This is a genomic window from Nocardioides sp. SLBN-35 (assembly GCF_006715725.1).
Classification (GTDB): domain Bacteria; phylum Actinomycetota; class Actinomycetes; order Propionibacteriales; family Nocardioidaceae; genus Nocardioides.
The window spans coordinates 4,549,220-4,562,109 of record NZ_VFNU01000001.1; the positions used below are offsets into that span (position 1 = coordinate 4,549,220).

Genomic DNA, 12,890 nt, shown 5'->3' on the forward strand with positions numbered 1-12,890 from the left:
CGCGGGTCGCAAAGCTGACGGCGAAGATCGCGAGCTGAGAGGCTCCGCTGAGCCGGACGTCGTACGACGGGCGTCCGCGCCTCGGCCTCCGCACGCGTCCGCGACCGTGCCCGGTAGCCTGAGGGCGTCATGACGGATGGCCCCACCCCCCAGCAGATCCGGCGTGCGTTGGCCCGTGCCGAGCGCGGTGCCGCGCTCGACGTCGCGGAGACGACCGCCCTGCTCGCCGCGACCGGCGAGGACCTCGACCGGTTGTGCGCGGCCGCGGCGAAGGTCCGCGACGCAGGCCTGGTCGCCGCGGGTCGTGTCGTGGACGGCACGGGCGTGGTCACGTACTCGCCCAAGGTGTTCATCCCGATCACCAAGCTGTGCCGCGACCGGTGCCACTACTGCACGTTCGTGGAGACCCCGGCCCAGGCTGCACGCGAGGGGCGGGCGCCGTACCTGTCGCCGGACGAGATCCTCGACATCGCCCGCCAGGGCGCCGAGCTGGGCTGCCTCGAGGCGCTGTTCACCCTCGGCGACCGGCCCGAGGACCGCTGGCCCGAGGCGCAGGCGTGGCTCGACGAGCAGGGCTACGACTCGACGCTGGCCTACATCCGGGCGATGGCGATCCGGGTGCTCGAGGAGACCGGGCTGCTCCCGCACCTCAACCCCGGCGTGATGTCGTGGGAGGAGCTCAACCGGCTCAAGCCGGTGTCCCCGTCGATGGGGATGATGCTCGAGACCACCTCGAGGCGGCTGTTCGAGACCAAGGGCCTGGCGCACTACGGCTCGCCCGACAAGGACCCCGAGGTCCGGCTCCGGGTGCTCGAGGACGCCGGGCGCCACGGCATCCCGTTCACCACCGGCCTGCTGGTCGGGATCGGCGAGACCCTGACCGAGCGGGCCGAGACGATCTTCGCGCTGCGCGCGACCTCGCGGGCGTACGGCGCCGTGCAGGAGGTCATCGTCCAGAACTTCCGGGCCAAGCCCGACACGGCGATGCGCCACGTCGACGACCTCGACCTCGCCGAGTACCGCGCCGCGATCGCCGTCACCCGGCTCGTGCTCGGTCCCAAGGCCCGGATCCAGGCGCCCCCGAACCTGGTCGACCTCGAGGAGTGCCGGGCGCTGCTCGACGCCGGCGTCGACGACTGGGGCGGCGTCTCGCCGCTCACGCCCGACCACGTGAACCCCGAGCGACCCTGGCCCTCGCTCGACCGGCTGCGCTCGATCACCGCGACCTGCGGGTTCGAGCTGCGCGCGCGGCTCACGGTGCACCCGGAGTACGTCGTCGGGTCGCTGCAGCGCGGCGAGGCCTGGATCGACCCGCGCCTGCACGCCCATGTCGCCGCGCTCGCCGGCCCGGACGGTCTGGCGATCCCCGAGGTCAGGCCCACCGGCCTGCCCTGGCAGGAGCCCGACGGCGGCTTCGAGTCGGCCGGTCGGACCGACCTGCATTCCGCGGTCGACACGGACGGCCGCACCGACGACCGCCGTTCGGACTTCGGGTCGGTCTACGGCGACTGGGCCGCGGTCGGCGAGGCGGCCGCACACACCGGGCTGATCGATGGCGCGCCGGCCGTCCTGCACTCCGAGGGCCGCGAGGCGATGGCCGCCGCGGAGGCCGATCCGGGCAACCTGTCCGACGAGCACGCACTGACGCTGATGACCGCCGAGGGTGACCTGCTGCGCGAGGTGGTCCGACTCGCCGACGACCTGCGCAAGCAGACCGTCGGCGACGAGGTCACCTACGTCGTCAACAGGAACATCAACTTCACCAACGTCTGCTACGTCGGGTGCCGGTTCTGCGCGTTCGCGCAGCGTCGCACGGACGCGGACGCCTACTCCCTGTCGTACGCCGAGGTCGCCGACCGCGCCCAGGAGGCCTGGGACCTCGGCGCCACCGAGGTCTGCATGCAGGGCGGCATCGACCCCGAGCTGCCGGCGTCGGCGTACTTCGACATCGCCGCCGCGGTGAAGCAACGCGTCCCCGACATGCACGTCCACGCGTTCTCCCCGATGGAGGTCGTCAACGGCACCGCCCGCACCGGCCTGTCCATCGAGGACTTCCTGATCAAGGCCCGCGAGTCCGGCCTCGGGTCCCTGCCGGGCACCGCCGCGGAGATCCTCGACGACGAGGTCCGCTGGGTGCTCACCAAGGGCAAGCTCCCGGCGCGCACGTGGATCGAGATCGTCTCGACCGCGCACCGCATCGGCCTGCCGACGACGTCCACGATGATGTACGGCCACGTCGACAACCCGCGCCACTGGGTCGGCCACCTCAACGTCCTCAAGGGGGTGCAGGACACCGCGCGCGAGAACGGCTCGAGCGGGTTCACCGAGTTCGTGCCGCTCCCCTTCGTGCACACCTCCGCGCCGATCTACCTCGCCGGCGTCGCCCGCCCCGGACCGACACTGCGCGACAACCTCGCCGTGCACGCCATGGCCCGGATCCTGCTGCACGGCCGGATCTCCAACATCCAGACCTCCTGGGTCAAGCTCGGCGTCGACGGCACCCGCGCCATGCTGAACGCCGGCGCCAACGACCTCGGCGGCACCCTGATGGAGGAGACCATCTCCCGCATGGCCGGCTCCGAGCACGGCTCCGCCAAGACCGTCGAGGAGCTCACCGAGATCGGTGCCGGCATCGACCGGCCGGTGCGCGAGCGCACCACGCTCTACGGTGAGCCCGGCGCCCGCGCAGCCGGCTAGCCTCTACCGCTGCTGGAGCGGGCGCGCCGGGCGACGGAGTCGATAGCGACCGCGAGCAGCAGCACCGCGCCGGTGACGATCAGGCGGACGTCGGAGTCGACGTTCATCAGGTTGAGGCCGGTGCGGATCGCCTGCAGGACAAGGATGCCGAGCAGGGCGGAGTACGCCGACCCGCGGCCGCCGAAGAGGCTGGTGCCGCCGATGACAGCGGCGGCGATGGCGGTGAGGTTGGTGTCCGTCGTACCGCTGGACTGGGAGACCGTCGTGAGCTGGCCCGCGACGAGCACGCCGCCGAGGGCGGCGAAGGTCGAGCAGAGCACGAACACCGAGCCGTAGACCAGGCCCACGCGGATGCCGGCCCGGCGGGCCGCCTCCTCGTTGCCGCCGACGGCATAGACGTAGCGACCCCAGCGGGTACGCCGCAGCAGCAGGTCCATGAGCACGACCAGGCCCGCGAAGAGCACCGGCAGGTAGCCCCAGCCCCGGTCGATGCCGAGGTAGTAGGTCAGCCAGCCGAGGCCGACTGCCAGGGCCGCGCCCTTGACGATCACGCCGAGCAGGTTGGGCGGGGTGAGCCCGGCGGCGCGCTTCTGCCGGATGCTCCACAGCCGCGAGCCGACGTAGACCGCGACCACGACCGCGACGAGGGCGTAGCCCTGCCCGTCGGAGAGGAACTTCTGCCGGGTGAACTCCGGCAGCCCGGAGTCACGGGGCAGGTTGATCGTGCCCTGGTCGCCGAGGACCCAGTAGAGGGCGCCCTCGAACGCGAGCAGGCCGGCCAGCGTGAACACGAAGCTGGGGACGCCGACCCAGACGAAGAGCACGGCGTACCCGGCGCCGATGAGGGCGCCGAGCGCGATCGCGGCGAGGATCGACAGGGCCAGGGACTGCCCGTGGCTGACGAACATGACCGCCGTGGTCGCGGACGTGAAGCCCGAGACCGTGCCGACGCTGAGGTCGATCTCGCCGAGCAGCAGCACGAGCACGATGCCGAGCGCGATGACGCCGAGCGGCGCGGCGTACAGCGTCATGGTGACCAGGCTGCGCGAGGACAGGAACGTGGGCTCCTGGCTGTAGAAGAACACGCAGATCGCGACCAGGCCGAGGACGACGGGCAGCATGCCGAGGTCGCCGCCACGCAGGCGGCCGACGAGGTGGCGCAGGTAGTCGCCGGGCGAGACGACGCGGACCAGCCGCTCGTCGGCCGCGTCGACGGCGGACGCGGGCTTGTCGGTGAGCTGGTCGGTCACTGCTCCCCCTCAGGGTGTCCGGCGCGGCGCGCGGCGCGCTGGGCGACGACGTTGTCGGATGCACCGGTGATGGCGGCGACCAGCTGGTCGGTGGTCGCCTCCTCGGTGCGGAACTCCGCGGCGTTGCGGCCCAGGCGGAGCACGACGATCCGGTCGGACACCGCCTGCACGTCGGCCATGTTGTGGCTGATCAGGATGACGGCGAGGCCCTGCTCGCGCAGACGCTCGACGAGGTTGAGCACCTCGGCGGTCTGGGCGACGCCCAGCGCGGCGGTCGGCTCGTCGAGCATGACCACCTTGGGGTTGCCGACCAGGGAGCGCGCGATCGCGACGGTCTGCCGCTGGCCGCCGGAGAGCCCGGCGACCGGGATCCGCACCGACGGGATCTTCGCCGAGAGGCTGCGCAGCAGCCGCCAGGCCTCCCGCTCCATGGTGACCTCGTTGATCACCGGACCGAGGTGGTGCTCCTTGCCGAGGAACAGGTTGGCGACGACGTCGAGGTTGTCGCACAGCGCGAGGTCCTGGAAGACCGTGGCGATGCCGAGGTGCTGGGCCCCCGCGGGGCCCGCGACCGTGACCGGCGACCCGGCGAACTCGATGACACCGGCGTCGGGCTGGTAGACGCCGGCGATGGTCTTGACCAGCGTCGACTTGCCCGCGCCGTTGTCGCCCACGAGGGCGACCACCTCTCCGGCCCGGACGGTCAGGCCGACGTCGGTGAGCGCCTGAACGGCGCCGAAGCGCTTGTTGACCCCGGTCAGGGACAGGACGACCTCGCCCGTGTCCCTGACCGCGACCTCGTTCTCGATGACGGACATCAGGAGACGCCGGCCTCCGTGCAGGCCTGCGCGTACTCGCCGGTGCAGATCTCCGAGGCCTCGTAGAACTTGTCGGCGATGACGGTGTCGGCGACGTTGTCCTTGGTGACCACGATCGGCGTGAAGATGTAGGACTTGACGTCCTTGTACGTCGACTGCGCGATGCCGGTGTCGGTGGTGGCGGGCACGTCGTCGCCGTGGGCGAGCAGGACGGCCACCTCGGCCGCGGTCTCGGCCTCGATCGGAATCGGCTTGTAGATCGTCATCGTCTGCTCACCCGCGAGGATCCGCTGGATCGCGGCGACCTCGGCGTCCTGGCCGGTGATCGGCGGCAGCTTGTCGGCCGCGATGTGGTCGGTCAGCGCGGCGATCACGCCGCCGGCCTGGCCGTCGTTGGCGGCGTAGACGCCACCGATCTTGGCCGGGTCGTACTTGTTGAGCTGGTCGGTCGTCCACTGCTGGGCGTTCTCCGGGCTCCAGTCCGGGTTGTCGTACTCGGCGAGGATCTTCACGCCACTGCCGTCGAGCACGCTGTGCGCGCCGGCCTTGAACTGCGCGGCGTTCGGGTCGCTCGGCGCACCGTTGAGCATGAGGATGTCGCCCTTGTCGCCCATCGCGTCGACGAGCGCCTGGGCCTGCATCTTGCCGACCGTCTCGTTGTCGAAGGACATGTAGTAGTCGGCGTTCTCGATGAACCGGTCGTAGGCGACGACCGGGACGTCCTGGCCCTTCGCCTCGTCGACCATGCCGGTCGCGCCCTCGCCGTTGACCGGGTCGAGCACGACGACGTCGGCACCCTGGTCGAGCGCGGTCGTCATCTGCTGAGCCTGCTTGGCCTCGTCCTGGTCGGCGTTGTAGTAGAGCACCTTGCAGTCGCTGCACAGCTCCTTGACCTTCGCCTCGAACAGCGGGCGGTCGTGGGCCTCGTAGCGGGTGGTCTTCGACTCCGGCAGGAGCAGCGCGATGGTGCCTCCCTTGCCACCGTCGCTGCCGCCCTTCTCGGCGTCATTGGCACCGCACGCGCTGAGCGCGACGGCACCGAGGAACAGGGCCGCGCTGGCGGCGGCGACTCGACGGGCTGTTGTGGACATGGCTCTCCTCGATCGGACGTTGAGCGGTGGTTCGAGTGTTGTGCGTCACGTCGTAGACGTCAAGACTTGAACACAAACTTCGTCATATCTGATCTTCGATGGGCTTTGTGGTCATTTCTTGACCATTACGCCGGAGCCGTGCACAGTGACGCCATGACGTCGGAGCGCAGCGACCACGCGCCTGGATCGACCGCATCGCTGCGTGCGGCCAACCAGCGCCGCGTGCTCGACGTGCTGCGCACGACCGCCGACGGCGAGGCGACCACGGTCTTCACCCAGGCCGAGCTCGCCCGGGCGACCGGGCTGGCCCGCGCGACGGTGTCCAACATCGTGCGGGACCTCGGGCAGGCCGGGCTGGTCGACACCGAGGCGGGCAGCGGGCGCCGCGGCTCCGCCGTACGCCTCTCGGAGGGGGCGGGCATCGTCGCCGGCGTCGACTTCGGCCACAGCCACCTCGCGGTCGCGATCGGCGACCTCACCGGGCGGGTGCTCGCCGAGGAGCGGCGGACCATCCCCCCGGAGTTCCCGCACGAGGAGGCACTCGCGCTCGCCGTCGCGATGACCGACGAGCTCCGGCCCTCGGCCGCGACCCTGCGCCACGTCGGCCTCGGCCTGCCGGCGCCGGTCACCGACGGTGTCGTGCAGAGCGCCGCGATCTTCCCCGGCTGGCGCAATGTCGACGCGCGCACCGCCGGCTCGGCGGCCTTCGGCTCCCCCGTCGACGTCGAGAACGACGCCAACCTCGGCGCTCTCGCCGAGCACCGGATCGGCGAGGGCCGCGGCACCGACAGCTCGGTGTTCGTGAAGATCTCCTCCGGTGTCGGCGCCGGCATCATCTTGCGCAACGAGCTGTTCCAGGGAACCGCCGGGAGCGCGGGCGAGATCGGGCACCTCACCTTCGACGAGCAGGGCCCGCTGTGCCGCTGCGGCAGCCGCGGCTGCCTGGAGACCTACACGTCCGTGCAGGCCGTGCAGGGACTGCTCGCCGGCCAGCTCCCCGGCGCCGACCTCGACGAGATCATCGCGACCGCCGAGAGCGGCGACATCCTGGCCCGCCGCGCCCTCGAGGACGCCGGCCTGCACCTCGGCTGGGGCCTGGCCGCGGTCGTGAACCTGATGAACCCCTCGGTCGTCGTCATCGGTGGTGACATGGCCCGCGCCGGTGACCTGTTGCTCGAGTCGGTCCGGATCGGCCTGCGCCGCCACGCGCTCGACACGCTCGCCCTCACACCGGTCGTCGCGAGCCGGCTCGGCGAGCGGGCGTCCCTGCTGGGTGCGGTCCTGCTCGCGGCCGAGCAGACCGAGCTGCTCGTGGACTGACCCGAGCTCCCGCAGGCCCCTAGGCGAGGAACTCCAGGAGCGCCTCGGCGACCTCGGCGGGCGCCTCCTCGGCCTGGTGGTGCCCCGACGGGATCACCCGGTGACGCAGCGGCTGCTCCAGCCACGGCGGCCAGATGCTCGCCGGATCGCCGTGGATGTCGAGGTCGTCGTGCGCGGACTCGAGGAGCAGGGTCGGGCACGCGACTCGGCGACCGCTCGCCCGGTCGGACTCGTCGTGGGCCCGGTCGACACCGAGACCCGCGCGGTAGTCCTCGCACATGCCGTGCACGACCGCGGGGTTGCGCAGGGCCGCCCACAGGTCGGCGTGGTTGGCCGGCCCCATGGCCTCGGCCGCCGGGGTGCGGTACCACGCCTCGGGGTCGGCGTCGATGACCCGTTCCGCGGGCTTGTCGGTCTGGCCGAGGAACCACCAGTGCCACCAGGCCTGGGCGAAGCGCGCATCGGTGCGCTCGAGGTGCTCGACGACGGGCAGCCCGTCCATGACCACGAGGTGCGAGATCCGTTCGCGGTGGTCCATCGCCGCGCGGAACGCCACCAGGGCACCCCGGTCGTGACCGACGACGGCGAAGCGGTCGTGCCCGAGGTGGGTCATCAGCTCGCAGATGTCGCGTGCCATCACCCTCTTGCTGGACTGTGCGTGGTCGGGCTCGTCGGGCGGCAGTGAGGAGCCGCCGTACCCGCGCAGGTCCGGGCACACGACGGTGTGCCGATGGGCGAGGCGCGCCGCGACCTCGTGCCACGTCGTGTGGGTCCGGGGGTGTCCGTGGACCAGGACGACCGGGCTTCCCGTGCCGCCGCGACGGTGGCGGATGCGGACCTCACCGAGGTCGATGTGCTCGAGGACGAAGTGGTCGAACATCATTCGAGCGTACGAGGCCCAGCGCGGCGCGCCGGTCGCTCGACCGTCGCCCGCCCCTCCCGCCACGCGCGGAACCTGGCCCAGCCGCGTCGTACCGTCCGCCAGGCCAGCCAGAGCAACAGCAACCCGGCGAGCAGGAGGAGCGCGGCGAGCGCCGCGGCGGCGTACGGGTGCTCGATCGCGAAGGCGACCACGGCCAGCACCGCGACGTCCTCGCCGATGCTGATCCCGATGTTGCTGAACGGCTCCGGCACGGTGTTGACCGCCATCCGGGTGCCGGTCTTGACCGAGTGCGCGGCGAGGGCGCTGGCGCCGCCGACGCTGCCACCCAGCAGCTCGCTGATCGAGCCCGAGTCCCCGGCGATGAGGACGCCGACCGCGCCACCCACGACCGGCCGGATCAGGGTCGAGACCACGTCCCAGGCGGAGTCGACGTAAGGGATCTTGTCGGCGACGAACTCGAAGACGTACATCAGCGCAGCCACGGTGAGCACGTCCCAGCGCGCCAGCACGTCCGGGATCTCGTCGAACGAGCCGAGCCGGTCGGCGAGCCCGAGGACCAGCACGACCAGATAGCTGTTGATCCCGCTGGCCCAACCCGAGGAGAACGCCAGGGCGAGTGATTCCACGCGGACAGCGTAGGACGTGGAGGACCCGGGGTACCGCAGGCGCATGACGACCAACGAGCCGAACGATCCGGAGCAGTACGACGACTACAGCGTCGACGACGAGACCCAGCTCCAGCCCGAGGACACGCTCGCGGACGACGACGTGGCCGACGAGCTGGACCGCGGCTACTCCCCGCCCGAGAAGTACTCGGCCGGCCAGCGCTACGGCAACACCCCGTGGGAGCAGGCGCACCCGCAGCCACTCGACGACCGGCTGGCCGAGGAGGAGCCGGAGGTCGACCCGGCGGCGGATCCGACCGGTCCGGAGGACCCCGACGCCGAGGTCGGCGGCGAGCGCGCAGGCCGGCTGGTCGATCCCGACGAGGGTCTCGGCGACGACCTGGAGAAGGACCTGGTCGCCGAGGACGTCGGCATCGACGGCGCCGGCGCGAGCGCCGAGGAGGCGGCCATGCACGTCATCGACGACGAGGACTCCTCGGGCGGCCAGAACGGCTAACGCACGTCGAGCCAGACCATGCGGTGGTCGCTGGTGGGGAACGGGAAGGCGCCGGTCAGCCGGTACAGCGGGTCGGTGGTGGCCGGCCAGAAGACCCCGCCGCCGAGCACCTTCAGTCGCCGCGACGGCAGAACGTAGTCGACGCGCAGGTTGCCGGGAGCGCCGTCGGCGAAGTCCGCCGTGTCGTACGACGGGTCGCCTGTGTGCGTCGCGTTCGCACCGCCCTGCAGGAGCGCGGCCTCCGGCGCGCCCGCCGAGGTGGGCACGAACCGGCTGTCGACCTGCGGGTGGTCGAGGAGCTGCAGCACGGCACCGTCGACCGAGTCGCCGTCCTGCGGGTCGGCGTTCATGTCGCCGGCGATGACGAAGCTCGAGCCGGGCCGCAGGCCGCCCCGGCGGCCGGCGTCGTCGTACAGGTAGCGGCTGCGGGCCGGGCCGGCGACGTAGTCGGCCCAGAACCGGATCTCGTCGTGGTTGCGGGTGCCGTTGCGGTCCTCGGGACCGTCGAAGGTCGGCGGCGTCGGGTGGGAGACGAGGAAGTGCACGGTGCGCCCGCCGACCTCGATCGGCACGTCCCAGTGCGACTTCGAGGAGAGCCGGAGGACCGCGAGCTCCTCGGGCGAGTACCAGTCGGCCGGCTCCGGCGTCGCCGGGTCGTCGGGCAGCAGCGCGCCGGGCATGTCCCTCCAGAGGAAGGTCTGGAAGGTGCGAACGGCAGCGGTGTCGATCGGGTACTTCGAGTAGACCACCAGGCCGTACTGCCCAGGGAACAGCCCGAACCCGAAGGCGTCGTCGCCGCCGCCGACCTGGCCGTTGTTGTTGAGGTCGAAGCCGCTCGCGATGCCGGTGTTGGACGGCGCGATGAACGCGTAGGGGTACTCGACGGGTCGCGCGCCGTTCTGCGAGACCTCGAGGTAGTTGTCGCGGAACAGGTCGACCGCGGCGGGCGCGTAGTCGAACTCGTTGACCAGCACGACGTCCGGATCGACCCGCTGGATCGTCTCGGCGACGTTGCGCGCCTGCTGGTTGTCGCGCGTCGAGAGGTCGCGGACCAGGTCGCCCTCCGCGTTGCGGTTGAGCGAGGCGTTGAAGGTCGCGAACCGCACCGGCTCGCGGTGCCCCGCGGGCTGCGCCTGGACCGGCGGGGCCGGCGCGGCGAGCGCGGTGAGCCCGGCCAGCAGGGCGAGGGCGGACAGGACGGCAGGGGTACGTCGCACGAGGTTCCTCCGAGCAGGGGTGCAGGTGCAGGCACCCTAGGTCGCAGTACCGCGTCTGCGCACCCATCGCGGCGGTGAAGGATGAGTGAACCGTCTGCGCATCCCGTCGAGGGGTACCTCACTTCCGGGCCAGACCGGCCCAGACGAAGGAGGGAAGATCGTGGCACTCATCTTGTGGATCCTGGCGGTGATCCTCGTGGTCTCCGGCATCTTCAGCCTGTTCCGCGGTGAGCTGCTCTGGGGGATCGTGCTGATCGTCGTCGGGCTGCTCGTCGGGCCCGGCGGGGTCAGTCTCTTCACCTGAGCAGTCCGCTGGGCCCGACCCGGGCCCGGCCTGGATTCGCCGACTTCCGCTGCTACGCGCCACGCGGCAAGTCGGCGAATCCAGGCTCAGCAGGCGAACTTGCGAACCAGCCCGTCGAGCTCGGCAGCGAGCTCGGCCAGTGAGCCGGCGGCACCCGAGGTGCCGTCGGCTCCGACCTGGGTGGAGGCAGCGGCCTCGGCGGCCACGGCCGCGTCGGTCGCGATGCCGTTCGTCCCGGTCGCGGCCTCGGTCACCGAGCGCGAGATCTCGTTGGTCGTGGCGGTCTGCTCCTCGACGGCCGCGGCGATGGTCGTCTGGATCTCGTTGATCGTCGCGATCACCTCGCCGATCTCGGTGATGGCCGACGCGGCTCCGGCGCTGTCGCGCTGGATGGCCTCGATGAGCTGACCGATCTCGTCGGTGGCGCTCGCCGTCGCGGCGGCGAGGTCGCGGACCTCGTTGGCGACGACCGCGAAGCCCTTGCCGGCCTCTCCGGCGCGGGCGGCCTCGATGGTCGCGTTGAGGGCGAGCAGGTTGGTCTGCTGGGCGATCGAGGTGATCACCTTGATGACCTGGCCGATCTCGGCGGACGACGTACCGAGTGCCTCGACGGTGCCGGTCGCCGAGCGCGCCCGGTGCACGGCCTCGGCCGCGACGGTCGAGGCCCGCGACGCACTGCGGGCGATCTCGGCGATGCTCGCGCTCATCTCCTCGGCAGCGCTGGCCACGGTCTGCACGCTCCCGGAGACCTGCGCCGCGGAGGCGGACACGCTGCCCATCCGGGCCGAGGCGTCGTCGGCGCTGCGGCCCATGTCGGCGCTGACGGCGGTCAGCTCCTCGGACGCGGCCGCCACGGAGGAGGCCGTCTCGCCGATCCGGGTCATGCTGCTGCGCAGGGACGCGACCAGGGCCCGCACGGACTGCGCCATGACGCCGACGTTGTCGTCGCCGGCGAGGTCGAGCTCCCTGGTCAGGTCGCCCCGAGCCACGGTGGCGAGGTAGTCCTTGACCACCTCGACCCGGGCCGCGGTCTCGGCCGCTGCCTCGGCGGCGGCCCGCGATCGCGCCGCCTCCTCCTCGAGCCGGCCCCGCTCCGCCGCCGCCCGCTCCTCGGCGACCTCGCGTTCGCGCTTCTCCTCCGCGAGCTGCGCCTCCCGACGCTCCTGCTCGCGCCGCGACTCGGCCTCGGCCGCCTCGCGCTCCATCCGGGTGCGCTCCTCGAGGGCACGCTTCTCGTCCTCGGCGCGAGCCAGCCGCTCGGCCTCGGCCTGGCGGGTCGCGGCGTCGGCAGCGTCGAGGGCCTCGATCACCTGGTCGACCGCAACCGCGATCGCCCCGATCTCGTCGTCGTTGGGGTGGTCGACCCGCCGGCTGCGGTCGCCGGCTGCGATCGCCGCCAGGGACGCCACGACCTTGCGCAGCGGTCCCCCGATCGACCGTACGACGGCCAGCCCGGCCAGCACGAACAGCAGCAGCCCGACGAGGGCCACCGTCAGCAGCAGGGTCCGCAGCAGGCCCGCGGCGTGCTCGACGTCGTCGACCTGGCGGGTGACGAGGGCGTCGACGTGGTCGTCCGCGTCGTTGTAGAGCGTGTCGACGGCGGCCGCGGGACCGCCCTCGGCCTCGAGGGCGAGCGCGACCATCTGGTCGGTGTCGCCGGCGAGGGCGGCGGCGTGGATCCGCTCCAGGTAGGAGTGGTACTCCGTGGTCTTGTCGGCCAGCCGGGTGAGGTAGTCGGCGGCGAGCTTCTGGTCATCCAGGTCGAGGCCGCCGCGGTACTTCTCCAGCGCCGTCTCGTAGTGCTTCTCGGCCGAGGAGTGAGCCTGCTCCGCGGCGGCGGAGCCGGCCGCGGAGCCGGTGGCGACGGTCGCGACGTACTCACCGGTGTCGGCGCGCTGCAGCAGCCACTCCTGGTAGCCGGCGTTGAGCTTGCTCGACACTGCGGCACCGGTGCGGTTCGCGGCGGTGTGGCTCTGGACGTCGGCGACCTCGATCGCGGCGACCGCGCCCACGACGAGCAGCACGACGACCCCCAGCCCGACCATCCCCCACAGCTTCTGCACGAGGGTCACCCGCCGGCGCAGCGGCAGCCGCGGGCCCACCGGGTCGGGGGCCTGGACCTCGGCTCCTGCAGAGGTGGGTCCGGGTCGGGCGAGCAGCGGGGCGGATCGTTCGAGCATGGTCGTCA

At 72.0% G+C, this 12,890-nt stretch carries 11 protein-coding genes; 4 read left to right on the forward strand and 7 right to left on the reverse strand.

The annotated features are described in order from the left end of the window. The first annotated feature begins 129 nt into the window (after window positions 1-129). Window positions 130-2,697 (forward strand): bifunctional FO biosynthesis protein CofGH, encoded by a 2,568-nt coding sequence (locus FBY23_RS21965; protein ID WP_141800084.1) that lies wholly within the window; start codon window positions 130-132, stop codon window positions 2,695-2,697. Here the strand turns inward: FBY23_RS21965 and FBY23_RS21970 are convergent. From FBY23_RS21970 to FBY23_RS21980, 3 genes are read right to left on the reverse strand one after another with little or no spacing between them, the layout of a single operon-like run. Continuing rightward, on the reverse strand, window positions 2,694-3,947 hold the full coding sequence (locus FBY23_RS21970; protein ID WP_222117907.1) for a sugar ABC transporter permease: 1,254 nt from the start codon (window positions 3,945-3,947) through the stop codon (window positions 2,694-2,696). The two genes, FBY23_RS21965 and FBY23_RS21970, sit on opposite strands and share 4 nt — an antisense overlap. Then, on the reverse strand, window positions 3,944-4,765 hold the full coding sequence (locus FBY23_RS21975) for an ATP-binding cassette domain-containing protein (RefSeq protein ID WP_141800085.1): 822 nt from the start codon (window positions 4,763-4,765) through the stop codon (window positions 3,944-3,946). Before FBY23_RS21975 ends, FBY23_RS21970 begins: the two co-directional genes overlap by 4 nt. Beyond that, the gene (locus tag FBY23_RS21980) at window positions 4,765-5,856 is read right to left on the reverse strand and encodes a substrate-binding domain-containing protein (RefSeq protein WP_141800086.1); all 1,092 of its coding nucleotides are present in this window, start codon (window positions 5,854-5,856) and stop codon (window positions 4,765-4,767) included. Before FBY23_RS21980 ends, FBY23_RS21975 begins: the two co-directional genes overlap by 1 nt. Before the next feature lie 153 nt (window positions 5,857-6,009). Here FBY23_RS21980 and FBY23_RS21985 point away from each other — a divergent pair, with 153 nt between their 5' ends. Next, entirely contained in the window at window positions 6,010-7,176 is a 1,167-nt protein-coding gene (locus FBY23_RS21985) for an ROK family protein (RefSeq protein WP_141800087.1), read from the forward strand. Window positions 7,177-7,195: 19 nt separating this feature from the next. On the opposite strand, the gene FBY23_RS21990 is transcribed toward FBY23_RS21985, so the two are convergent. Together FBY23_RS21990 and FBY23_RS21995 are read right to left on the reverse strand one after the other, a co-directional pair. After that, on the reverse strand, window positions 7,196-8,056 hold the full coding sequence (locus tag FBY23_RS21990) for an alpha/beta hydrolase (protein ID WP_141800088.1): 861 nt from the start codon (window positions 8,054-8,056) through the stop codon (window positions 7,196-7,198). After that, complete coding sequence (locus FBY23_RS21995; RefSeq protein WP_222117908.1) at window positions 8,056-8,685, reverse strand: DUF4126 domain-containing protein; 630 nt, start codon at window positions 8,683-8,685, stop codon at window positions 8,056-8,058. Before FBY23_RS21995 ends, FBY23_RS21990 begins: the two co-directional genes overlap by 1 nt. A 43-nt stretch (window positions 8,686-8,728) precedes the next feature. Here FBY23_RS21995 and FBY23_RS22000 point away from each other — a divergent pair, with 43 nt between their 5' ends. Further along, the gene (locus FBY23_RS22000) at window positions 8,729-9,181 is read left to right on the forward strand and encodes a DUF5709 domain-containing protein (RefSeq protein ID WP_141800090.1); all 453 of its coding nucleotides are present in this window, start codon (window positions 8,729-8,731) and stop codon (window positions 9,179-9,181) included. Here FBY23_RS22000 and FBY23_RS22005 read toward each other — a convergent pair. Then, window positions 9,178-10,398 (reverse strand): endonuclease/exonuclease/phosphatase family protein, encoded by a 1,221-nt coding sequence (locus FBY23_RS22005; protein ID WP_141800091.1) that lies wholly within the window; start codon window positions 10,396-10,398, stop codon window positions 9,178-9,180. The two genes, FBY23_RS22000 and FBY23_RS22005, sit on opposite strands and share 4 nt — an antisense overlap. A 160-nt stretch (window positions 10,399-10,558) precedes the next feature. Here FBY23_RS22005 and FBY23_RS26260 point away from each other — a divergent pair, with 160 nt between their 5' ends. Then, on the forward strand, window positions 10,559-10,702 hold the full coding sequence (locus tag FBY23_RS26260; protein ID WP_174245237.1) for a GPGG-motif small membrane protein: 144 nt from the start codon (window positions 10,559-10,561) through the stop codon (window positions 10,700-10,702). A gap of 86 nt (window positions 10,703-10,788) precedes the next feature. Here FBY23_RS26260 and FBY23_RS22010 read toward each other — a convergent pair whose 3' ends face one another. Further along, a complete protein-coding gene (locus FBY23_RS22010) occupies window positions 10,789-12,882 on the reverse strand; it encodes a methyl-accepting chemotaxis protein (RefSeq protein ID WP_260806597.1) in 2,094 nt (697 codons plus the stop codon). Between the last annotated feature and the right edge of the window lie 8 nt (window positions 12,883-12,890).